Below are 22592 nucleotides of genomic sequence, written 5' to 3' on the forward strand. Positions count from 1 at the left end.
AATCGACACGTTTTTCTTGCCGATTGGTCACTTGCATTCCCCAACACTTATTTGCTATGAATCTTCTCCCAATTTTCAATGTTCTGTTGGACAAGTTCCTCCCAAGTCAATTTACCAGTTACGTATTTTTGGACACTTGCACCAAGATCATCATTCCAACCGACCGGATATCCATTAAACACCCATCCAATCGTATTTCCTTCTTGAGAGTATTTATAAATTTCTTTTGAAATTGGATCGGCAATTTTCTCTACATCATATCCTTCATAAGCAGGAATGAATTTAAAATCTTCCAAAACGGCTTTTTTCCCTGCTTCGGATGTATACATCCAGTCCAGGAACTTCTTCGCTGCTTCCTGTACCTTTTCATCCGATTTCTTGTTCACTGCCCAATAGTTCGGTACACCGACCGGCATGCCTGCATTGTCTCCATTTGGAATCGGGATGATGCCAATTCCCTTTTCAGCTAACTCAGGATCCATATCATAGACTGTGTTATACACCCAGTTACCTTGCTGAATGATCGCAACCTTTTCAAGCGAGAACAGCTCCTCCACTTGTTGGGAGTAATCAAGACTTGCTGTCGGCTGGACGGAATACTCATTTTGGATATCGACCAATTGTTTAAACTTGTCACCATCCGTGAATTTAACCGTTGGTGCCTTACTTGCTTCTAACACATTCCCATCAAACTCCGGTGATAAGAATACATTGGATAAATGGTTTCCTGTCACCCACTTCTCTTTGATCGGATAAGCGAAAACTGCATCGATTTTCAATTTGTCTTTTTGTGAATCGATTTTCTTAACTGCCGCCTCTAAGGCTTCATAACTTGTAATTTCATCAGGATTGATTCCGGCTTCTTTAAATATCCGTTTGTTATAAATCAAGCCGTATCCTTCCTGGTTAAATGGAAGTCCAAGGACTTGCCCGTCCTCTTCCACGCCATCCAAAGTACCGTCAAGTGCTGCAGCAGCAGCCTTCGTGTCCTTTAAATCTGTTAATCTATCTTTATATTGTGCGACATCTACCGGTCCGCCAATGTTAAACACCGCTGGCTCCTCACCTGAAGCGAACTTTGCCGTAATGGCTGATTTATAATCATTTCCGCCGCCGACTGTCGATACCTTGATCTTCACATTTGGATTTTCTTTTTCATATTGTTTTGCCAATGTCTCGAATTGTGACTTGAATTCTACCTTGAATTGAAATATATCCAGCGTCACGACATCCTTTGAGTCGCTGTTTCCGCCAGTTGAAGAAGAGCATCCAGCCAAAATCACACTAAAAATCAATAAAACAGTAAGAATTCCCCCGTACCATTTTTTACGCTTCATGCCTACCCACTCTCCCTTTTTCTCATAATATTCATGCAATTTTAAGAAAACGTTTGCATAAAATTAGTAAAATAAAAGCCATTCATTCTATAAAATTCATAGTCTATCGTACTTCTTTTACATCACCTCCTCACAAAAATATTGCAAACGTTTACATTTATGCGCTTTATATTACCACCAAATTCCATACTTTACAATAAAATTGTAGTATATTGTAAAAAAAGGATGTTAAGAACTCTCTTAATCTAATTATATGATTTAGAAACCTTTGATTATTCCTTTATCCGATTATTTATTGTACGGGCATTTTCATTTATACGAAAAAAGGGAAACCCGTCGGTCCCCTTCTTTTCACTTCAATATCATCTTCACATTGGAAGGACCGTATTCATCCTTCAATTCATAATATTTATCGCTTGCTTGTCCAAATTCCTTAAACACACCGCTAATGATCAATTCATTCGTTTCCTTATCAACGACACTGTACTTGATATTGCTTTTCCCAAACTTTCTGTCATCCACTTTTAAAAGGATCATCTTGGACACCTCCACATTTAATGGCTGCACTCCTCAGGGTGTGTGGTTTCTTACTTACATAATATAACAAATTATTCAGAATTTATAGATTTTTCGCCATACAAAATAAAAAAGCCTAATTAGGCCTTTTCATTTCGCTTATACATTATTACCATCAGGACTTCGATATATCCAGGAAACCTTCACCGAATACGTCCCGAACATCATGTATGGCTATAAAAGCATTGCTATCCGTTGACTGCACTATTCTCTTTAACTTCAGTACCTCTTGCTTACTTATAACGATATATAAAATATCCTTGGATTCTTTTGTATAGTATCCATGACCACTAAAAACAGTGACTCCCCGGTCCATCAATTCGGTTACTTGTTTTGCAATCTGGTCCGCTTCTTTTGAAATGATGGTGATCGCTTTTTTCGGATTCAATCCCTCAATGATGAATTCCATCGTTTTTGTTCCAATATAAAGCATTAGTATAGTGAGCATCAGACCTTCTGCGCCAATTATGAAATAAGATGAAAACGCAACGATTAAATCGAAAAACAGAAGTCCGTAGCTTAAGCTCCATCCTAAATACTTATTCGTAATTCGGGCAAGGATCGTCGTACCGGCAGTAGTGCCTCCAACACGAATGATCATGCCAATTCCTGCACCGGCAAAAACCCCGCCAAATATCGCATTGATGACCAATTCATCTGAAGATATCGTCCAGCTTTCGGTTAAATGAAGGAAAAGTGAATTAAAGGCAACGGCTACGATTGTATATACCGTTGTCATTTTCGACAAAAATTTATAACCGACAATGAGCAGGACAGCGTTAATGATCAAACTTAACAGCCCTGGTGACCATTCAAAAAGATAAAACAGAATGATGGTTATCCCTGTGACTCCTCCCTCACCAAGCTCATTGGGAATGACGAAAAGATTTATTGCCAAAGCGAAAATAAAAGCTCCTATTAATATAAAGAAAACATCTAAAGAAATCTTTTTCATATTTATACCCTTCCTTTATGTAATGGTTAATGTGAATTCTGTTAAATTTCACTGCTCTATAGTAACATGGAATCCCATTTAATCCTTCAAAGATTTGAAGGTTTAACAAAAAGACTACCTTGGAAGTTAGATTATCTTCAATGAATGAGCTTAATACATATTTTTATACATTAACTTAACAAAACCACCGCTGCCCGATTCTCCTTAAACTGATTTTTCTGGTTAGATTCATGTTCCTGGCTGGTATCTAAATAATCCACCAGCCTTTTCCGACCCTTGAATTCTCCCAGATTAATGGATCATTACTTTATTCTCATGCTCGTTTTCAAAGCTTGACAGTTTCATTGAGTCATGATTAGAATGTTTTATGTGTTAACCTATATTATTTTTAGTTGACATATAAAAAGGAGAATGGCCATGCACAGTGAAAAACGTTTACTTTGTTGGGAAGAAAAAATAAAAAAAGAACTGGCTCATTTAGAAGAGATTTCGCAAAAGCGCGAACTCGTATCAACCGTATGTGCCGAGCAGCCTTGGCTTACGATCAACGGGTGCAGGATGCTTAATCTAGCTTCTAATAACTATTTAGGATATGCAGGAGATGAGCGGCTGAAAAAGGCTATGGTTGATGCCGTACATACATATGGTGCAGGAGCAACGGCTTCACGTTTAATTGTTGGCAATCATCCTCTTTACGAGCAGGCGGAACAAGCTCTTGTCAATTGGAAGAAGGCTGAAGCAGGACTCATCATCAACAGTGGTTATAACGCGAACCTTGGAATAATCTCCACCCTGCTGTCCCGTAACGATATTATTTATAGCGATAAATTGAATCATGCAAGCATTGTCGATGGAGCTCTTTTAAGCAGAGCAAAGCATGTACGCTATCGTCATAATGATTTAGATCATTTAGAAGCATTTTTGAAAAAATCACCGATTGAAGCACGTAAATTAATCGTGACGGATACGGTCTTCAGCATGGATGGTGACTTCGCTTATCTAGAAGACCTAGTTCGGTTAAAGGAACGTTATAACGCAATGTTAATGACAGATGAAGCACATGGAAGCGGCATTTACGGTAAAAACGGTGAAGGCTATGCCGGTCATCTCCATCTTCAAAATAAAATAGATATCCAAATGGGAACATTCAGTAAAGCGCTTGGTTCATTCGGGGCCTATGTTGTCGGGAAAAAATGGCTCATCGACTATTTAAAAAATCGCATGCGCGGATTCATCTATTCAACTGCACTTCCCCCTGCCATACTCGGTGCTATAAAAACAGCGATTGAACTTGTACAGCAAGAACCAGAACGCCGCTCACTGCTCCAAACACATTCAGAATACTTTAGAGAAGAACTCACAAATTACGGGTTTAACATTTGCGGAAGCCGATCACAAATTGTTCCTATCGTCATCGGGGAAAACGAAAAAGCGATGGAATTTGCTGCACGTTTGCAAAAAGAAGGAATTGCCGCTATTGCTGTCAGGCCGCCGACCGTTCCAGAAAATGAAGCGAGAATCCGGTTTACCGTAACGGCTCTCCACGATAAAAAAGATCTTGATTGGGCAGTTCAAAAAGTTTCGATCATTGGAAAAGAAATGGGTGTTGTTGAATGAAGCAGCCGAATTTAGTCGTGCTTCCTGGCTGGGGAATGGAAAAAGAGGCGTTTCAACCGTTAATCAAACCGCTGTCAGAACTGTTTCACCTTTCATTTATAGATTGGAGAGATATGAAGGCACTAAATGACTTTGAAGAACGGGTCATAAACACAATCGGTTCCATCGATGGTCCTGTTTATTTATTGGGCTGGTCATTAGGATCACTAGTATCACTTGAACTTTCAAGTTGTTTTCGAGAAAGAATAAAAGGTTTTATCCTTTTTGGCGCAACAAGTCGGTTCACTACAGGGGAAAATTATTCAGTTGGCTGGGATCCGCGAATGGTCGAGCGCATGAAGAAACAACTGCCGCGCAATAAAGAGAAGACTTTGACTTCCTTCTATGAAGAAATGTTTTCCGATGCTGAAAAAGAAGCAGGTTTTTATCATCAATTCACCAAGATCATTCAAAGCGAGTTTCATGGAGATGATGTGTTTTCGCTTCTGATTGGATTGGATTATTTACTTCAGAAAGATGCTCGAGCAAGACTCGACCGGATTGAAGCCCCCTTTTTAATGCTTCATGGGAGGGAAGACAAAATTTGTCCACTTGAAGCCTCATCTTTCATTAAAGAAAAGTTGGGCGGGAAAGCCGAGGTTCGTATTATCGAAGGTGCTGGTCATATTCCATTTTTCACAAAACCAAAGGAATGTATGGAGCATATAAAAACATTTATTCAAAAGGAGTACGTCCATGATAGATAAACGATTGTTAAGCAAGCGATTCAGTGAACACGCGCAAACATATGATGCGTATGCAAATGTTCAAAAAAACATGGCAAAGCAATTAGTGGATTTGCTTCCTCAAAAAAACACCAATCATAAAATCAATATTCTTGAAATCGGCTGCGGCACCGGTTACTTAACCAGGTTACTCGTCAAAACATTCCCTAATGCCGCCATTACGGCTGTTGATTTGGCACCCGGTATGGTTGAAGTGGCAAAAGGATTGACAAAGGAAGACCGTGTTACATTTTTATGTACGGACATCGAAGAAATGGCACTAAATGAAAATTACGACTTGATTATTTCCAATGCAACGTTTCAATGGCTGAATGATCTTCCTGCAACCCTTGAAAAACTTTTTACACGATTAACGGCGGAAGGAAGCCTGATATTTTCAACGTTCGGAATAGATACCTTTCAAGAGCTTCATAGGTCATATGAACAAGCGAAAGAAAAGCTTCAACTTTCCATGGATAGTTCACCAGGCCAAACGTTTTACACTCTGGAAGAATTATCCCAAGTTTGCGAAGCAGCAATCCCCTATTCAGCAGCAGCTCCAATCGAGATTACAAAAATAGAAAAGCTTGAACTGGAGTACTTTCAGACAGTACGTGAATTTTTCACTTCAATCAAAAAGATTGGCGCTGCTAACAGCAACAAAGAAAACTACTGCCAGCGCCCTTCCTTTTTTCGAGAGTTAATCAACATATACGACACAGAATACCGAAATGATTCAGGTGTGAAAGCAACCTATCACTGCTTGTTCTTTAAAATAAAAAAACATGATTAATCCGAAGATAACCATCTGGGATACAAGCAAAATATTATACATAATCGCAAATCGTTTATATAAAGTAACGATTAGTATTCCATCCGCTTACTGTCGGTTAACCATCCCCTTCAAGCAATTCAGGCCGCCGCAACTCCTAATTCCTTTGGAGAGGCGGCGGCCTTTTTACGTATAAATTCATCCAAATACCTTGCCATCCGTAATATTGACCACTCGATCACATAAATCCAACATTCTTTCATCGTGGGTGACCATGATGGCTGCTTTATTTCTTGATTTCACCTCATGTGCAAGCATTTCAACAACATCCCTGCCTCTTTTGGAATCAAGACTTGCGGTTGGTTCATCCGCTAAAATGATTTCTGGATCATTCATCAGCGAACGGGCGATTGCTACCCGCTGCCGTTCACCGCCCGACAGTGCTTCTGGCAGGTGGCCAGCCCGATGCCCAAGTCCAAGCTGGCTGAGCAATTCGTCCGCTTTTTTCACAGTTGTTTTATCTCGCTTGCCGATCAATTCCGAAAGCAGCAGAAGCTGATCTCGTACGGAGAGATATGGCACAAGATTCGACGATTGGAATACAAACCCAATCTTTTCAAGGCGCACCCGAGTCAATTCTTTTGGGGATAGTGTTGTAATATCCTCACCATTCAGCAGTAAGCGGCCTTTGCTCGGGGATAGTAACGCACCTGCTATTGAAAGGAAAGTACTTTTTCCTGAGCCCGAAGGACCCACAATCGCGACGAATTCCCCCGCTCTTACATTCAGGCAAATATCATCAAGGGCTATTACCTTATTATCACCTTCCCCATAAACCTTACTGACGTTTTCAAATAATAGTTTATCCCCCATCATGATACCCTCCCTATTGCTTCGATCGCATCTATCTTCGCTACTCGGTATAGTGATAGCAGCGAACCCAATACCGATACAGCCAAAAGTAACACGGAATATTTAATGACCAAATCGGCACTCAATTCAAATGGCATTCCTTCTGGCATGATTAAAGTGACGCCGTATGTCAGGGCAACACTGATGGCTATGCATGTCACGGCAAGCAGCATTACTTGACCAACGATGCTTTTTGCCAGGTAGCCCGTATTTGCCCCGAGTGCTTTAAGGACTCCAAATTGATTCGTCTTCTGCAAAGTAATCACATAAAAGAATACGGCCAAAACGAAAGCCGCAATAACAAACAAAAAGGCAATCATCATCGTCAATGTACCCTGTTCCTCTTTGAACCCTGGTATACTCTGAAGTGATTCTTCTTTCGAAATGAGCGTTACACCTTCAGGCAATGATTCACGTACATTCTCTTCTGACTTCGAATCCATTTGCACGGCTATTGTGCTGATTGAGTCTTTACCTTGATTTTTCAATCCAGGATTAATCTCCTGCCACCCCTTAACATTCATGTAAACTGCCGGTGTATGGCTGTAAGACTGCTTTTCAGTAAAACCAACAATGGTGAAAACCTTACCTGATAGGTCATCTTTAAGTGAATCACCCAATTTATAACCGACTTCTTTTAAAGAACGATCTGCAATGACTTCACCTTGTTTCTTATTGTCATAGCTCTTTCCTTCTATAACCTTCGGTGCTAAAATCCCACTGGCATCAGTCGCAAAAATCGTGACATCCGTTTTCTCCGAAGAGCCGATTTTATTCAATGTGATCATCATTTGCCCCAGCCCTTCGGCTGCTTTAACATCCGATATAGCCCGGATTTCATCAAGCTTTTCCATCGATATGATCGATCGATTCAATTTATTTTTAGAGTCATGCTCCATGACAAAATAGTCGGCTTTCATGTTTTGTATGGATGAAGCATTATCTGATGAAAGTCCATTAGCTAATCCTGAAATGATAAAAACAAGCAAAGCGACCAATACCATGATCAGTCCAATCAGCAGATAACGTAACTTTGAATGCTTTAGTTCACGTATTGCCAAAAACATCATTTCATCTCCCTTTTCTTTTGTTTACCAATCAAGTCCTGCTTCAATCGGTATGACTTGATTGTAAACACTCAATATGAATGGAAGATGAACAACTGATTACATAAGGGGCAGCCGTATATAAAAAGTGGTCCCTTTACCAAGTTCACTTTGGACTTCAATCGTTCCTCCATGAAGATCAACCGTCTTTTTCGTGATCGAAAGTCCTAATCCGCTGCCTGTTTCACTCCTGTTCCTCACTTTGTCGACTTTATAAAAGCGATCAAGGATATAAGGGAGGTCTTCTTCTGGAATACCGATGCCCGTATCCGCAATCATCACTTCAACAGTACTGCCTATACTTTTAATCCGAATATGGATCGAACTGCCGCTTTCCGAGTATTTAATGCTATTGGTTATCAAATTCGTCCAAACTTGATTTAAAAGTTTCTCATCTGCAGAAATGACGATTGACGGCAAATCCATTTCGATCACCATATCCTTTTCCCGCCAATTCCATTCCAGCATGAACAACACCTGCCGGATTTGCTGCGCTAAATCGAACTTTGACCGCTGCAGCGGATCATCTACTTTATCCAACGAAGCAAGCATGAGCAGCTGTTTGCTTAACGACGACATGCGCCTGCTTTCTTTTTCAATGATGGATAAGTACTGATTTCTTTGTTCCTTTGTTAATTCCTCCGATTGAAGGGTTTGGGAAAAACCTTGGATGGATGCAAGTGGAGATTGAATTTCATGAGATACATTCGATACGAACTCCTGCCTCATATCATCCAAACGCTGTATGCTTTGAGTCATTTTCGAGAAGTGCTGTGCCAAGTCCCCTATTTCATCTCTTCGGGAGACATTCAATTCACTACTATAATCCCCATCGGCGATTCTTTTTGTAGCCTCCGTTAATTTCGTAATCGGCTTAACGATGAAACGCGTATTAATGATCACAAATAAAAAACTGAGAAGGAGCGTCAGTACGAGTAAAACTGCAAGGAAAAAGCGAAATTCGCCAAACTGCAGCTCTATATTGGGCCTTACAAACAATGCATGCTTTTCGCCATTCACGTTCATCGGGACCCCAATGCTATTAATTAATGCATCTTCAAAAAAACCCGTAATAAATAACCCATTATTATAATTGGCGATCCCTTGATAGGTATTCCCATTCAAGACTCCGGAAATCGTGTCGCGGTCCAAACTCGTTTCCCGAAACGGCTCACCATATAAAGTTCCTTCACCCTGCTCATTAAATAGATACATTTGATAGTGCAATCCTGCAATATGGGTTAAATACGCATCAATATCCTGATCAGGATTCTCCTCATATAAAGAGACGATCTCACTTGCGACTTTGTTTATCTTCTCACCATTGTAGGATTTTTGAACCTGATGATAATAAACATTGGAAATTAAAAAAGCGATGACACTGGCAAGCACCATGACCAAAATGGTTTGAATAACTATCCTGAAATAGAGAGTTTTCACTTCTTGTTGACCTCCAGTTTATAACCTAAGCCACGGACAGTCGTTATGACAAAATCATCGGTCCGGCCGGCAAAACGTTCCCTTAACCGTTTAATATGGACATCAACCGTTCGATCATCCCCTGCAAAGTCAGCACCCCACACCAGTTCAATAAGCTGCTCACGCGTAAAGACCTGATCAGGAAAACTCCCCAGCTGAGCCAGCAGCTCAAATTCCTTAAGCGGCAGGAGCAGCGTATTCCCTCTTATTCGCACTTCGTAACTTTTTCGGTCAATCACCGTTTGATTCAATGAAATGGATTCAGAATTCACCATACGGTATCTTCGCAATAGCGCTTTTATCCGAAATAGAAGCTCCCTTGGCTCAAACGGCTTCACGAGGTAATCATCCGTACCCGCAAAGTACCCCTTTTCCTTATCGATAAGTTGATCTTTAGCTGTCAATAAAATGACGGGCAAATCATATTGATCTCGGATTTCCTTACAAAGATCCAGTCCGTTTTTATACGGCATCATTATATCGACAACAGCCAGATGGATCCGTTCCTTCTCCAGTAACAAGGAAGCTTCATTACCGTCCTTCGCTTCCGATACCATGTACCCTTCCTTTTCCAAGTGAAATTTAAGCAACTCCCGAATATGCCGATCATCATCCGCAATTAATATATGTATCAAAGAAACCACATCTCCACTTCTTTTATAGCACTGGCTAAACATACAATAGCAATAATTAAACATGTAAAACAACAAATACTAATTCACTTTCCGGTTCCATATAAATTAGTTTTCCACTAACTTCGATTCATATTGAAATGCTTTATAAAGTGTAATTACTTAATAAGTGATTTTCCCATTCTCAAATAAATGAACTTACTGCCTTTGTTGGGAGTATTTTTTTGAACTACCTGCTATACTACTACTAGATAAAAGTAAGACATTAAACATATGGATGATACGTTAATAGTAATTGAATTTCTTTTTAAGGATGAGAGAATATAATGTCACCAAAAATAAAATCGTCAAGAAAAATAGCTAGATATTCACTAATTATCATGGGGGCGGGTTATATTGCAACCACTCCATTTCAAGGTACATTGCCTTTAGATTTATTACATGGAGGGTTTGAAGCTGGTTTAGTCGGCGGATTGGCAGACTGGTTTGCAGTCACTGCATTATTCCGCCATCCGCTTGGATTACCAATCCCTCATACAGCGCTTTTGCCCAACAATCGTAAAAGAATGACAAATGCACTTGTATCGATGTTAAAAAACGACTGGCTTTCTAAGGAAAGCATTCAGGACAAAGTAAAGCATATTCCATTTACTGAAAAATTGATCCCTATTTTAGGAAAAGAGATTGAAAGTGAAACTTTTAGAAAAGTCCTGATTAAACTGATCAAGCAAATGATTGGTTATATAGATATAGAAAAGATTACACCTTTCGTTGCAAAAAAAATAAAAGCATCACTTTCTGGCATAGACATGAGCAAGATTCTACATTTAGTAAGTTCAGAGTTACTTAACGAAGAATTTGATAAGAAGGCTTTGGATCATGTTTTGAAAAAAGCTGAAGATTGGTTAGGAAAAAAAGAAACCAGTCACCGACTTGGCACTGTTTCCATGGATGTACTCAGCAAGATTGAACTGGAAGGTATGCTTCAGTTCGCCGTTAAGTCCATTCAAAGTCTACTTAACGAAGAGAAACTTGGGAATATCATCCAAAACTTGCTATTAAGTGTCGTAAATAATTTACAAAACGAGAAAGAACCAAATAGAGAGGCTTTAATATTATATATCAGGAAAGAGATACAAGGCATTAACCATAACCGGGAACTGTTAGAAGGAGTTGAAAAATGGAAAAAACAACTTCTGACAAAATGGGAGCCCGAGGCGACAATAGAGGGAAGCCTAAAACAAATTCAACAAGAAGCATTGGATTTCGTCGAAGAAGAACATTTCATGGATACTTACCTGACTCCAATGATTCATCATATACTGGACAATATTAAGGAAAATAGCACCCGCATCGATCAATGGATACAGAAACAAATTACTGTTCTCATTGAAAAAAATCATACGCAAATCGGCAATCTTGTACAAGAAAACTTAGATAAGCTAGACAATGAAACGCTGATTGACATGATGGAAAACGGTGTAGGAAAAGACTTGCAATGGATTCGGGTGAACGGGGCGGTCTGTGGTTTTATCATAGGGCTTATCCTAACAGGTGCACAGGCTTTGCTTAAACTATTATAATCCAGGCAGAACGGCAGAATACTGTCGCTACCAAATCAACTTGGACTGATTCGTTTTTCTGAAAATGAAGAGATAAATAAAAAGCCAGCCAAGGTTTTCATGAAACACCTCGGCTAGCTTTTCCTTTTTCATATTAATATGTTTGCATCAATAGACTTAGATTACAGGTACACATATAAATCAAGCTCCACTTAAAGCAAGGCTTCATTAACTAAGGGTTGGATTGCTGATCACTAAGCCAGCCATCAATATGATCCAAATTAAAAATCAGCAAATTATCGATGGGTCTGAGATGGGGGATCTTTTTATTCAAAATTAGATCATTGATTTCCTCTTCGGTAATTGGATAATTTACCGACTCAAAGTAAATTATTAAACTTCTTATGCCATAGGCTTTCCTCATTTAATCACCTCCCACCAAATTCTCCTTATTCAACATAAAGAAAACTTAGTGCTAGATATTAAATGAAAGACCGCTTAATTCTTAATACCCCACTTTTTGAAGAAATAATCGCTTTTACTTTATGTAGGGCTTTAAATCAGGAAATTAATCTAATGAATAGGGTTTCCTCTCCTTGATTATTTTCACTTCATCCCATTCCACAGATTTGGAGTACATATATTTATCTGTCCGTTCAAACCCCATCTTTTTAGCAAGTTCAGTGTTTGTTGTATCCAACAATACTTTTCCAGTTCTTCTTTCTTCAGATGCTGGAAACAAATCTCCCTTATATATTGCCTTTGAATTTATCTTAAATAAATCTACCTCTTCTACAGAAACATTTTTTATATAGATATTTTCACCTAAATGCTTGAAACCTTGAGATAGATCAGCATATTTATTACTTATTAACCTTATAGACTTATCTTCCAGTAGACTAAAACTATACTCGCTACCATTATGTATTGCATACTTTCCTTTTCTTATCATAGGTTCCTCCAGATAAGTATTTATCATCAAAATTAAATTGCATTCATATACTATTCAACTTCATTATATAGTCTCTAACTTCTCCCCTAGGTATAACCTTCCTGCTTTCAGGTAAATCTTCAAATATTAATAGTGGTTTTTTCACCTCAATAATCGATTCTATGTCGTTAAGAGGCACGTCCTTTTTAAAAACAAATTGCTCTTGCTTTTCGAATCCATAGCAGTCTCCATCATTACTATCCATACTAAATAACGAAATCTCATTTTCATCCAAGATATGCCTGCTTAATGAATATGGCTCAAACTCTTTACCTTTGTAAGCGACCAAAAACTTTAGTTCATAAACTAAATCAACTTCTTCTTTAGTCACATCCTTGATAAATAGATTTGTCTTATTCCCTGTTTGATCAAAAACTTCACGAAATCCTTGTTCAGGTTCATGGGTTCTTAGTCTTAACCTGCCGTTACGGATATTTAAGAGGTAATCCTTATGATTATATATGGCATATTTCACCTTTAGCTTCACCTCAAGAAATATATAATCCGAGTTATCTTCTTACACGATTCGGATATAACACCTTTTTCTTTTTATCTTTGAAAATATAGTATGCTGATTCCTGCATCACATGACCTTGGATCATACCATTGGGTAATCTTACCCCATTCAAATACATTTTCAGACAATATACCATCTGGATACCCAATTTTCTCTGTAAGCCATTCACCATGCTGCGAAAGTTTTTCTTCATAGTCCCATTGGTTAATGGATGGATCACTAACTTTTAAGCGTATTCCTTGTATTATATTATTTTCGAAAGAAATTCTAACAGAAAATCTTTTGCTTCCCAATTGAATAGGCCTTAAAGATCCGACTGTTGCTGCTTCATCAGACTGCCTTCTCCTAACCTCAAAATTAGGATTTGTTACAAATGACTTCTCCAAAAAATCCAAATTTGTATCTTGTTTTACTTCAATTCCCTCTATTGTCAATATTCCATTATTCAAGTTATTCATTAGCGAATCCCCATTTCAAAATAAATCAGCAACTCCTATCGCTTCAATATGCTCAGCTTTAGTAACACTAGGAGCCCCTATTTTCTCTATATATGTTTTATTGATTTATATATATATAATCTAATCTAACGAAAATGGTTTTCGTTCTTCTATTATTTCAACTTCATCTAAATTTACATTTTTAGAATAAAGATATTTATGTGTACGTTTAAAGCCATATCTTTCAGCTAGTTTTAAATGAGGAGTTGCTAGAATTATTTTTTCCATTTCCACCATTAGAAGCTCCAAATAATTCTCCTTTATATTTTGCAAAAGAATGAATTAAAAATAGCTTTTCTACTTCATTTAAGGAAATAACTTTTGTATAAATATTATCTTTATTTTGGATAAATCCATAGTTCATGTCTTCCTTGTTATTGCTTATTAGTTCTATAAATCCTTTGCTTTCAGATTCTATGAATCTATACTCTCTCCCATTATAGATCGTATACTCACCTTTTCTTATCATTTTCCCACTCACTCCATTATTTAACTTCCCATCACCCAATTCAAACTGCTTGCTTTCCGTTTAACATCGCATAAACTGGACTCTGGACATAAAAAACTCCTATAAAAGGAATTTTATAGGAGTTTTTTGTTTATATTGGGGATTTACATCAAGCCCCATACTTTTCTTTAATGGCTTTATCTGCACAAAAACTATGGAATTGGTTGATTAATTCATCAATATCTTCTTTTCCGATGATTTTCTCAAGTCATTCTTTAGGAATGTCGTCCATTTTATAGTACATACCTGCCATTGTTCCTGTAATGGCACCTACTGTTGATGGTACAACCATCATAGAGTCGATTCTTCAAAATGGCCTTTTCTTTTTTTGTACACTTCAAATATGCTTTGTTTTTCAATTACCTGTACATGTTTTGCTACAAGTTCGGTCATTCCTGTATGCAAAATATAAATTGAATAATAAGTGGTGTTTTTACACTTTCCCATCTAATGCAAATTTTAATTATTAATTCTGTTATGTCTACTTAATATTAACTCATAAAGAAAATCAAATGCTTCATTTTCACTAGCAATTTCTTTAATTATATAGTGACCTCCTCTCTCTCTTGTTTTATAAACTTTCCACACTCCTTGATCATGTGCACATCCTATTACTAGCGACTCATCCGTTATAGTATCTAGTACCATAATATATTCACCAATATTTAGTTTTTCAGCTTCATATCTATTTAAGAACTCTTGTTTTGTCACGTCTAGCCCTCCTAGTATTTAGGTATAATTCCTATAATCTCTAGCATCTCACCATTTAATGGCGTTACAATTTGTTCTGCTCCACCATTCATTAACTTCTCACCTGTAGAGCTACTAGTCCAGGAAGCAGCAGCACCTTTCACTCCGTAAGTAGTATCTGTATTTCCAATAAATTTTTGTACTCTATCTTGGAAATCGTCATAATAAGCCTTAAAATCAGCAAATTCTGAATCAGAAATTGCTGTTCTTCCATTGGCCACTACAATTCGATTTAACTCTTCAAGATTTCCACTTTTGACTGCATCAATAGATTCAAAATAAGATTCATTATTAAAATGCCCAACGTGCCTTGCAGCAGGGTTTTCTATATACGGTATTGCACGTTGATCATATGTGTATGGAATACCATTATGAGGTAAAGTGGTGAAATTCTCTCCACCTTTTCCACCTACTCTATCCCATCTTTCTGGTAACGGACTATTTCTATTAATTGGCTGGATGGATTCTTCTACAAACCCCATTTTATCTGGCCAATCCACAATCATTCTACCATTTCGACCAAACCCTTCTGGACGAAGGAATTTTGTGCCTTTTACAACAGTAACATCACCTTTTACTTCTAATGCGGCATATGCTTCGTGAATCTTTACAAGCTTCTGTTCACTCGTTAAATCATTTCGTTTTCCAATATTATTGATACTATTAAAATACTCCCCAACATTCTTAAACTTAAGATCATCCGTACCCTTAGGAATACTCTCCCCTGAAACACCCTCTACTTTTCTATCCTTCACCGTGAATTTCTGATAGGCTTCCTTAATTGTCTGCTTTTCCATCACAACTTGGGGAAGGGCTGGTCCTCCTGCGAGGGATACTTGTTCCATACTTATTCGTTTAGGGATTTCTTTTTTACCGATTTCTTCACCTATATTTTTTAACGTGTTTTTTCCTGATCTCGCTATGTCTGTTATTGTAGCTTGAACCTTCTGAACCTGCTTTTGCGCAAATTCTTTGCTGTAAGGGACGAACTTTGTACCACTTGCTACTTTATCTACGACTTTAGCCGCACCTGCCACACCGCCGATTCCAAGTGCCATCAACAGCCCGTTCTGGCGCTGTTCCTCGGTTAGCTGGTTGCCGAACATGTCTTTGCCTGTGGCTGCTTCACCGAGGCCGTTGGCTGCGAGGAGCCCGTATATCCCGTATTCGGTTTTCTGGAGGAGGCTAAAGCCTTTTGACGTTTTATAGGCATCGAGCGCGTGGTTCGCTGCATTGAGTCCTTTGGCCGTTTTGTAGATGGCGCTGCCGCCTTTGATGGCCCGTCCGGCCCAGCCGACGACGGGGATGAATCCAGCGGCGGCCATGGCACCGGCGGCGATTCGTTCGGCATCGGACAGCTTGCGGCCCGTTACTGGATCGACTCCGGTCGAGGCCCTGATTGAATCATAATATCCCGTGAATTCCCCTGTAAAGGTTTTTGTCGTATCCCAGGCCTTTTCGTACCATGGACGATTTTCGAGTTCTTCCATTTCCTGTTCGATTTTCCGGGCTTCGGCTTGTTCCTTTTTGAAGGTCTGATAGTCTTTCATCTGACCGGCGACTTCATCCTTCACTTGATAGACGTCACTGTTCTTGAATGCCGATTGGTTGAATGTCATCGGCGAAATGTTGCCGTCCTGTTTGGTCGCATCAAGCAAGGCACGGAAGAGGCCAACGGCCACGTTTTCCTGCCCGATGGACACATCATATTCCTCGACCAGTTGCCGGTCGACATTCTCGACCTTTGTCACGGTGTCATCCAGCCTGTGCCCGGCCAGCGTGATTTTTTCATTAAAGTCCTTTTGGTCGAACATATCAAGAGGCAGGATATCGTCAATGCTGTTCAGGATCCTTTGAAGGTCGTTCGCTTGTTGATCGACAAGCGACTTCGCTTGGTTGATGCCGTTTGAGACTTCGCCATCTAAAAAGGGGACCTCGACCACCGTATTTCCGGAGAGGTCCGCTTCTTCCAGACTGGCCGGTATGCCTTCCAAAAAACTGATCTGGGTCGTGAATAGTTCCATCCAGGCGTCCGCCACCTCGATTTGTGCTTCATAGAAGCTTTTGATGGCGGTAGCACCGGCTCCCTGGAACTCGTCTTCCAGGCCGACGATGCCCTGAAATTCCTTTTTCAGGGCTGTGACTTCCTTCTTTAGTTCTTCATATTGCTTGGCGCGCGACTTGGTTGCGGCTGTCAATGTCTCGGCTTCATATATCTTCATCGCTGATACCCATGTGAAGACGTATGGGCGATGGCTTCATCCTGTTCTTTTAATAAGTCAATGTTGGCACGGGTATCTTCCACATTTTTCTGGACGATTTTGATATATTGCTCAAAGACCTTCTCCAGGTTCGTTTCGCGATCGATCCATTTCGAGGTAAATTCCAATTTATTGTTGCCCAGCTCGCCTGCCGGCAAATTTCCAAGCGTGACTGTACCAAGTGCCGTCTTCACTTGATCGACTTGCTTCGTTACGGCAGGATGATTCAGTTTGATTGTCGTCATTAAAACAACCACCCTTTTAAATATGATATTTTGCTTTCCAATTGATCTATGACGGCTTCTCCTTTGCCTAAAAGAACATCCGCTTCATGTGCTATCGTACCTGCTGCACTCAGAGCCTTTTTCTCTATATTAAGCATCATGATTTTACCGTCGATTTTCTCTTGATAGTCATCATAATCATCATGAATGATCGTTGACATTGCCTTGTATGCATCACTGCGGGCATCTTGAAAGTCTTCTGCCCGGTTTCCCGTCCAGCTTTTTGCCAAGTCCGGGTTTTTAATTTTAGCTATTTCCCCAAGACAAGCATTCTGTTCTTCTTTGATTTGTCTTTTTGCCTGCTCCAAACGATTGATTTTTTCATTCACATCGGAAGTTTTACTGGAGAGGGCAGAGTGAATTTCACTCAATGAATTTGCATACACCTAAAAAATCACCTCAAACATACTATTCTCATTATGTAGACTGTCATATTTTTCATAATTTTTATTATAAGGATTATAGTCTTAGAGTTAAATAGGGATAAATAAGCTATTTATGCTACGGAATTAGGAAATTCAGCCCGCACGCTCCAATTCCAAATTAGACTTTTTACCCTCGCATTTCCATTTTTAAACATAAAGAAAGGGTGCAGGCTGCACCCTCTGAATATTTACTGCATTATTTGAATTCCTTTTCGCCAAATAAATGCGGAACTTTCACCTTTTTCCCTTTTTTATGATTGAAATCAGGTATTTTAGCTTCGATTTTTGCTTGGTCATAGACAGCTGTGCCGACAATTTCAGCAACATCTTGAAGCTTTTCTTTTGAGATTTTATCAATGGTATCATCAGGAGTATGATACCAAGGTTCTGATGGACTGTGGATGAATAAAGCAGCGGGTATTCCAGCCTCAGCAAATGACACATGGTCACTTCTGCCGCCTTGTCCATATGGAGTCGGCTCACCATTCAGTCTTGTACTTGATGCCTGGGCCAGCTCGGTTACAAGGTTCATTTCTCCATCATTAGTCAAAATGACCAAATCTCCGGCATCCCTGCTTCCCACCATATCGAGATTGAAGTTTGCAATGGTCCGCTTGATGTCATCATCAGGGAGATTGCTCACATAATGCTGCGATCCCAACAATCCATTTTCCTCTGCCCCAAAGGTGACGAAGCGAATTTCCGTATCTGTAGGAAGATTCTTCAGAACACGGGCAAGTTCAAGGGTGACGGATGTTCCAGATGCATCATCATTCGCTCCGGGTGCCCCCGCGACGGAATCATGATGTCCGGTAATATAAATGATATCGCTCTTATTTGCTTTATTGTTCTTTGTTGCTTTTTTCGTTGCCACTACATTATAAGAGGTTTTTTCTCCTGAATGGGCTCCTTCAATTTTTAATGATGCTGTCAATTTGACTCCATCATTCAATTTTCCCAAAAGGGCTTCTCCATCCTTTTTGGTGATCGTGACGGATGGAATATACTTGTCATTATCCTCCCCGAGTGTCCCGTTTAATTCCCCATCTGCATTATTGAATAGGATGATTCCCGCTGCCCCTTTTTCCGCTGCATTCAATACTTTCTCTGCAAAAGTGAGGTTCCCTCTTTGTATAAGGGCAATCTTCCCTGCAACATCGGTTTCCTCAAGCTCTTCTTTTGTTCCTAAACCGGCATATACAACGTCACCGGATAGGTCCCCATTAACTGAATAGGTTAAATGGTTCGCTTGGATTTCCCCATCAAATCCGGCAACTGATAGCTCGACCAGATTTGGGTCTGTATAAGATAAAAAATTGAACTCTTCGATATCGGCATTATAGCCATAAGATTGGAATTGCTTTTTGATGAATTGGACGGCTTTATACTCAGAATCCGTACCGGCTACCCGAGGTGTTTGTGAGAGGTATTCAATATTCTTGTAGATTTTATTGGCATCGATTCTTTTAATGACTTGCTTGTCCGTGGATGGCTCAGATATCACCGGCGATGAATGCGGCGCTGCTAAAGCGGTGGTTGTCCCGGCTGTCCCGAGTGTCAATGCTGTAATTAATGTTAACGACAGAAATTGTTTTTTCATAGATTGCCTCCCAGTTTAATAGTTTCTACCATGATTTTACAATATATAGAAAATGCTAACTAGGTAGGTTTATCCCTATTCACGCATGTCTAAAGTAACAAATTTACAAATGCAAGAAATAATCAGGTGATTTGACCTGTATCAAAAGTCCTTCTTCATTCGATATTTTGTCATATTATATAAAAATACCTGTAATCCAAACAGGATTTTCGCACTTTTTCGGGAAAATAATACAGAAGATATTGAATTTTTACAGGGAGAAGGCGCAAAGATGTCGATAACTAAATTCGTGATGCCGGAAGTGATTTTCGGTAAAGGTTCGATTGAACAAGCCGGTGAGTCCTGCTTGCGGCTGGGTGCCAACAAGGCGCTGATCGTAAGCGACTCCGGGGTGGCCAATGCTGGCTGGTTGGATAAAGTCATTGAATCCTGCCAAGCTGCAGGCCTTGCTTTTGCTACCTTCATTGAAATGACGACCAATCCGAAGGACAGGGAGATCGAGGCCGGCTGTTTGGCATTTAAAGAACAAGAATGTGATGCCATCATCGGTTTGGGCGGAGGCAGTGCTTTGGATGTTGCCAAAGGGGTAGCCCTTTTAGTAACGAATGGCGGCATCATCAGTGATTATGAAGGTGTTGATAAAGTCCACTCTCCCCTCCCTCCCATGGTGATGATCATGACCACTGCAGGATCGGGTTCGGAAGTATCCCAGTTTTCGGTGATCGTCGATTCATTCCGCGAGAAAAAAATGACGATCATTTCTAAATCACTCGTCCCCGATATTGCAATAGTCGATCCTGCCACCTTAACCACCTTGGGACCGGATTTGACCGCAGCTACCGGAATGGATGTGTTAACCCACGCCATTGAATCCTATGTTTCAATCGCTGCGACACCTTTGACCGATGTACAAGCTAAAAACGCGCTTTCCATCGTTTCCCGCCACTTACGCCCCTCTGTTGCATCCAGGCATAATGAGGAAGCAAAAATGGCGATGGCGATGGCGAGCCTGCAGGCTGGACTGGCTTTTTCCAATGCCATTTTGGGAGCTGCCCATGCCATTTCACATGCCATAGGCGGCAAGTACCTCCTTCCGCATGGTGAAATCAATGCGATACTCCTTCCCCATGTCATGGATTTCAATCGAATTGCCTCACCAAGGCGATTCAGCGAGATTGCAGACATAATGGGCATCGATACACGGGCATTGACGGAGCAGCAAGCAGGAATGGCTGCCATTCACTTCGTAAGGGAATTATCGCAGGACATAGGGGCTCCCAAGAGTTTAAGTGATGTCGGCATTACGAAAGAAATGATAGATCCCATAGGGATGACCGCTCTTGAGGATGCCTGCATGATCACAAACCCCCGTGATATGTCCTTAGAACAGATTAATCAGCTGCTTCTTACAGCCCTATAAGAGGTGAAAAGCATGAACAAACATGAATTGATAGATTTAATGACAGGCGTTAAATCTTCAAAAAAAACGTATTACACGGAACTTAAGAAAACCGTGGATCAGCTGAAGAAGAAGAATATGCAGCTTGAAATCATTAATGACATCACAAAAAATATGAATATGGAAATCGACATCCAAGAGATTCTCCGAAATGTTATTGAAAAACTTAAGCAGCTCATTACCTTCGATGACAGTCATTTTGTCATATTGTATGAGGAAGAACCTGCCCTGCTTCACATCTGCCCTAATGGTCACTGCGATCTTGAAATGGATCCCAAAAACCTGTTACACCCTTTTCAGGAATTCTCATCGGCCTTGAAAGAAAAGCAGCCGATTCAGGTGGAAGTTAACCAGTTACCGGACTTCCCAGAAAAGGATCGTCTATTATCCCTTGAGATCGAATCACTTCTATTAGTCCCTTTATACGGAAAAAGTAAAAAAATCGGAATTTGGACTTTCGGCAGGAAGAAAAAGAAAACATGGCATGAAGATGAACTCGAATTTCTTGAGCAACTATCCAATCAGCTTGCGTTAACTTTGGAGAATGCCCAGCTTTATAAGGAAGTTCTTCATTCCAAACAGGAGTGGGAGGATACATTCAAAGCAGTTGAAGATATGATCATCGTCTTCGATCACAAAGGAACGGTCTATCAATCCAATGATTCAGCCAGGGGCTTTTCCAACTTGGTTCCTTTAATTGAAAAATCGCAAAATCTGATTCAAGATACCTTTTCATTTAATAAGCCAGGGTTTCAGGAAATACTCCTTCAGCATGATACCATCTTGGAAATGCATGCTTACCCGATACAGAATAAGGAGCATCAAGTATATGGGGTCATTGCTTATTATAAAAATGTCACCGAAAGAAGACAGATGGAAGTCCAGCTATTACATGCCGGTAAACTTGGGGCGATTGGTGAAATGGCAGCTGGGATTGCCCATGAGTTGAATAGCCCATTAACGGCCATTCTTGGTAACTCGCAAATTTTATTACGGAAAACCCCACAGGACAATCCGGATTATATGCTATTGGACGACATTAAGATTTGCGGGGACCGATGCAGGCAAATCGTGAAAAGCCTGCTTACCTTTTCTAGGCAGGATGAGTATAGGTTCCACTATTACTCTATTAACGAGGCCATTCACCAGGTTCTGAACCTATTGAAGTTCCAACTTGGGAAGAAGCAAATCTCCCTCCATCTTAGCCTTCAGGAAGACCTTCCTTTCATAAAGGGCAGCCAGCCGCAGATCGAACAGATCATCATCAACTTGCTATTGAATGCCAAGGACGCATTGGATGAGTCCGCGCAAACGGAAAAATCGATTGCGATCGCTACCTATTCAGAAAACAAGTTCATGGTGGTTCAGGTGACTGATAACGGAACGGGGATTGAACAAGAACGCCTGCCCTTCATATTCCATCCCTTTCATACGACTAAAGACCGTGAAAAGGGAACAGGTTTGGGGCTGTCTGTAAGCCTTGGCATCGCCAAGGACCATGGCGGAAAGATCGACGTTTTGAGCATACCAGGACATGGAAGCACTTTTTTTCTGAGGCTTCCTATACAAGGAGAGGAAAGGGGATGAT

The 22592-nt window shown here is 40.1% G+C and carries 24 protein-coding genes; 6 read left to right on the forward strand and 18 right to left on the reverse strand.

Going from position 1 to position 22592, the window contains the following annotated elements; all coding sequences use genetic code 11:
• Positions 1–47 precede the first annotated feature (47 nt).
• The 3 genes from A6755_RS24460 to A6755_RS24470 all read right to left on the reverse strand — a co-directional run bounded on the left by A6755_RS24460 (position 48) and on the right by A6755_RS24470 (position 2868).
• Positions 48–1337: an ABC transporter substrate-binding protein gene (locus A6755_RS24460; protein ID WP_063592250.1), complete on the reverse strand. Its 1290-nt coding sequence runs from the start codon at positions 1335–1337 to the stop codon at positions 48–50.
• A gap of 351 nt (positions 1338–1688) precedes the next feature.
• Complete coding sequence (locus tag A6755_RS24465) at positions 1689–1874, reverse strand: hypothetical protein (RefSeq protein WP_034305959.1); 186 nt, start codon at positions 1872–1874, stop codon at positions 1689–1691.
• Between the two features lie 154 nt (positions 1875–2028).
• Positions 2029–2868 carry a YitT family protein gene (locus tag A6755_RS24470; protein WP_034305961.1) on the reverse strand — a complete coding sequence of 280 codons (840 nt, stop codon included), beginning with the start codon at positions 2866–2868 and terminating at the stop codon, positions 2029–2031.
• A 417-nt stretch (positions 2869–3285) separates the two neighbouring features.
• Here A6755_RS24470 and bioF point away from each other — a divergent pair, with 417 nt between their 5' ends.
• Genes bioF through bioC form a run of 3 tightly spaced genes read left to right on the forward strand, consistent with a single transcriptional unit; the run spans position 3286 to position 6042 of the window.
• The gene (gene bioF / locus A6755_RS24475) at positions 3286–4485 is read left to right on the forward strand and encodes an 8-amino-7-oxononanoate synthase (RefSeq protein ID WP_063592251.1); all 1200 of its coding nucleotides are present in this window, start codon (positions 3286–3288) and stop codon (positions 4483–4485) included.
• Positions 4482–5231, forward strand: coding sequence for an alpha/beta fold hydrolase (locus tag A6755_RS24480; RefSeq protein ID WP_063592252.1), 750 nt, complete (start codon positions 4482–4484; stop codon positions 5229–5231). The genes bioF and A6755_RS24480 overlap by 4 nt, the downstream gene beginning before the upstream one ends.
• Complete coding sequence (bioC, locus tag A6755_RS24485) at positions 5221–6042, forward strand: malonyl-ACP O-methyltransferase BioC (protein ID WP_063592253.1); 822 nt, start codon at positions 5221–5223, stop codon at positions 6040–6042. The genes A6755_RS24480 and bioC overlap by 11 nt, the downstream gene beginning before the upstream one ends.
• A 177-nt stretch (positions 6043–6219) precedes the next feature.
• Here the strand turns inward: bioC and A6755_RS24490 are convergent, their stop codons facing one another.
• The 4 genes from A6755_RS24490 to A6755_RS24505 form a co-directional block, all read right to left on the reverse strand.
• Positions 6220–6897 carry an ABC transporter ATP-binding protein gene (locus A6755_RS24490; RefSeq protein ID WP_063592254.1) on the reverse strand — a complete coding sequence of 226 codons (678 nt, stop codon included), beginning with the start codon at positions 6895–6897 and terminating at the stop codon, positions 6220–6222.
• Entirely contained in the window at positions 6894–8000 is a 1107-nt protein-coding gene (locus A6755_RS24495; protein WP_063592255.1) for an ABC transporter permease, read from the reverse strand. The genes A6755_RS24490 and A6755_RS24495 overlap by 4 nt, the downstream gene beginning before the upstream one ends.
• Before the next feature lie 99 nt (positions 8001–8099).
• Positions 8100–9479: a sensor histidine kinase gene (locus A6755_RS24500; RefSeq protein ID WP_063592256.1), complete on the reverse strand. Its 1380-nt coding sequence runs from the start codon at positions 9477–9479 to the stop codon at positions 8100–8102.
• On the reverse strand, positions 9476–10153 hold the full coding sequence (locus tag A6755_RS24505; protein ID WP_063592257.1) for a response regulator transcription factor: 678 nt from the start codon (positions 10151–10153) through the stop codon (positions 9476–9478). The genes A6755_RS24500 and A6755_RS24505 overlap by 4 nt, the downstream gene beginning before the upstream one ends.
• Before the next feature lie 323 nt (positions 10154–10476).
• Between A6755_RS24505 and A6755_RS24510 the strand changes: the two genes are divergently transcribed.
• The gene (locus A6755_RS24510) at positions 10477–11733 is read left to right on the forward strand and encodes a DUF445 domain-containing protein (RefSeq protein ID WP_063592258.1); all 1257 of its coding nucleotides are present in this window, start codon (positions 10477–10479) and stop codon (positions 11731–11733) included.
• A 211-nt stretch (positions 11734–11944) separates the two neighbouring features.
• Here A6755_RS24510 and A6755_RS24515 read toward each other — a convergent pair whose 3' ends face one another.
• The 11 genes from A6755_RS24515 to A6755_RS24560 form a co-directional block, all read right to left on the reverse strand.
• Positions 11945–12136, reverse strand: a complete 192-nt coding sequence (locus A6755_RS24515; protein WP_034305984.1) for a hypothetical protein — start codon at positions 12134–12136, stop codon at positions 11945–11947.
• Positions 12137–12280: 144 nt separating this feature from the next.
• On the reverse strand, positions 12281–12664 hold the full coding sequence (locus A6755_RS24520) for a hypothetical protein (protein WP_063592259.1): 384 nt from the start codon (positions 12662–12664) through the stop codon (positions 12281–12283).
• Positions 12665–12707: 43 nt separating this feature from the next.
• Entirely contained in the window at positions 12708–13178 is a 471-nt protein-coding gene (locus A6755_RS24525) for a hypothetical protein (RefSeq protein ID WP_063592260.1), read from the reverse strand.
• A 74-nt stretch (positions 13179–13252) separates the two neighbouring features.
• Positions 13253–13678 (reverse strand): hypothetical protein, encoded by a 426-nt coding sequence (locus A6755_RS24530; protein WP_063592261.1) that lies wholly within the window; start codon positions 13676–13678, stop codon positions 13253–13255.
• Between the two features lie 120 nt (positions 13679–13798).
• Positions 13799–13954 carry a hypothetical protein gene (locus A6755_RS28460; RefSeq protein ID WP_488656222.1) on the reverse strand — a complete coding sequence of 52 codons (156 nt, stop codon included), beginning with the start codon at positions 13952–13954 and terminating at the stop codon, positions 13799–13801.
• Positions 13902–14225: a hypothetical protein gene (locus tag A6755_RS24535; RefSeq protein ID WP_134402183.1), complete on the reverse strand. Its 324-nt coding sequence runs from the start codon at positions 14223–14225 to the stop codon at positions 13902–13904. Before A6755_RS24535 ends, A6755_RS28460 begins: the two co-directional genes overlap by 53 nt.
• Positions 14226–14684: 459 nt before the next feature.
• Positions 14685–14936 (reverse strand): hypothetical protein, encoded by a 252-nt coding sequence (locus A6755_RS24540; RefSeq protein ID WP_053533616.1) that lies wholly within the window; start codon positions 14934–14936, stop codon positions 14685–14687.
• A gap of 11 nt (positions 14937–14947) precedes the next feature.
• Positions 14948–17197 carry a ribonuclease YeeF family protein gene (locus A6755_RS24545; protein WP_063592262.1) on the reverse strand — a complete coding sequence of 750 codons (2250 nt, stop codon included), beginning with the start codon at positions 17195–17197 and terminating at the stop codon, positions 14948–14950.
• On the reverse strand, positions 17194–17481 hold the full coding sequence (locus A6755_RS24550; protein ID WP_034306007.1) for a YwqI/YxiC family protein: 288 nt from the start codon (positions 17479–17481) through the stop codon (positions 17194–17196). The genes A6755_RS24545 and A6755_RS24550 overlap by 4 nt, the downstream gene beginning before the upstream one ends.
• Positions 17481–17906: a YwqH-like family protein gene (locus A6755_RS24555; protein ID WP_063577498.1), complete on the reverse strand. Its 426-nt coding sequence runs from the start codon at positions 17904–17906 to the stop codon at positions 17481–17483. Before A6755_RS24555 ends, A6755_RS24550 begins: the two co-directional genes overlap by 1 nt.
• Before the next feature lie 235 nt (positions 17907–18141).
• Entirely contained in the window at positions 18142–19545 is a 1404-nt protein-coding gene (locus A6755_RS24560; protein WP_063592263.1) for a M28 family peptidase, read from the reverse strand.
• A 271-nt stretch (positions 19546–19816) separates the two neighbouring features.
• Between A6755_RS24560 and A6755_RS24565 the strand changes: the two genes are divergently transcribed.
• Together A6755_RS24565 and A6755_RS24570 are read left to right on the forward strand one after the other, a co-directional pair.
• On the forward strand, positions 19817–20965 hold the full coding sequence (locus A6755_RS24565) for an iron-containing alcohol dehydrogenase (protein WP_063592264.1): 1149 nt from the start codon (positions 19817–19819) through the stop codon (positions 20963–20965).
• Between the two features lie 12 nt (positions 20966–20977).
• Positions 20978–22591, forward strand: a complete 1614-nt coding sequence (locus A6755_RS24570) for a sensor histidine kinase (RefSeq protein ID WP_063592265.1) — start codon at positions 20978–20980, stop codon at positions 22589–22591.
• The last annotated feature ends 1 nt before the right edge of the window (position 22592 follow it).

This window comes from Peribacillus frigoritolerans (assembly GCF_001636405.1).
Lineage (GTDB): Bacteria > Bacillota > Bacilli > Bacillales > DSM-1321 > Peribacillus > Peribacillus frigoritolerans.

Coding starts and splice junctions, on each gene's coding strand:
- A6755_RS24460 (WP_063592250.1), bottom strand. CDS start 1,337: ATGAAGCGTAAAAAATGGTACGGGGGAATTCTTACTGTTTTATTGATT.
- A6755_RS24465 (WP_034305959.1), bottom strand. CDS start 1,874: ATGATCCTTTTAAAAGTGGATGACAGAAAGTTTGGGAAAAGCAATATC.
- A6755_RS24470 (WP_034305961.1), bottom strand. CDS start 2,868: ATGAAAAAGATTTCTTTAGATGTTTTCTTTATATTAATAGGAGCTTTT.
- bioF (WP_063592251.1), top strand. CDS start 3,286: ATGCACAGTGAAAAACGTTTACTTTGTTGGGAAGAAAAAATAAAAAAA.
- A6755_RS24480 (WP_063592252.1), top strand. CDS start 4,482: ATGAAGCAGCCGAATTTAGTCGTGCTTCCTGGCTGGGGAATGGAAAAA.
- bioC (WP_063592253.1), top strand. CDS start 5,221: ATGATAGATAAACGATTGTTAAGCAAGCGATTCAGTGAACACGCGCAA.
- A6755_RS24490 (WP_063592254.1), bottom strand. CDS start 6,897: ATGATGGGGGATAAACTATTATTTGAAAACGTCAGTAAGGTTTATGGG.
- A6755_RS24495 (WP_063592255.1), bottom strand. CDS start 8,000: ATGTTTTTGGCAATACGTGAACTAAAGCATTCAAAGTTACGTTATCTG.
- A6755_RS24510 (WP_063592258.1), top strand. CDS start 10,477: ATGTCACCAAAAATAAAATCGTCAAGAAAAATAGCTAGATATTCACTA.
- A6755_RS24515 (WP_034305984.1), bottom strand. CDS start 12,136: ATGAGGAAAGCCTATGGCATAAGAAGTTTAATAATTTACTTTGAGTCG.
- A6755_RS24520 (WP_063592259.1), bottom strand. CDS start 12,664: ATGATAAGAAAAGGAAAGTATGCAATACATAATGGTAGCGAGTATAGT.
- A6755_RS24530 (WP_063592261.1), bottom strand. CDS start 13,678: ATGAATAACTTGAATAATGGAATATTGACAATAGAGGGAATTGAAGTA.
- A6755_RS28460 (WP_488656222.1), bottom strand. CDS start 13,954: ATGGTGGAAATGGAAAAAATAATTCTAGCAACTCCTCATTTAAAACTA.
- A6755_RS24545 (WP_063592262.1), bottom strand. CDS start 17,197: ATGAAGATATATGAAGCCGAGACATTGACAGCCGCAACCAAGTCGCGC.
- A6755_RS24550 (WP_034306007.1), bottom strand. CDS start 17,481: ATGACGACAATCAAACTGAATCATCCTGCCGTAACGAAGCAAGTCGAT.
- A6755_RS24560 (WP_063592263.1), bottom strand. CDS start 19,545: ATGAAAAAACAATTTCTGTCGTTAACATTAATTACAGCATTGACACTC.
- A6755_RS24565 (WP_063592264.1), top strand. CDS start 19,817: ATGTCGATAACTAAATTCGTGATGCCGGAAGTGATTTTCGGTAAAGGT.
- A6755_RS24570 (WP_063592265.1), top strand. CDS start 20,978: ATGAACAAACATGAATTGATAGATTTAATGACAGGCGTTAAATCTTCA.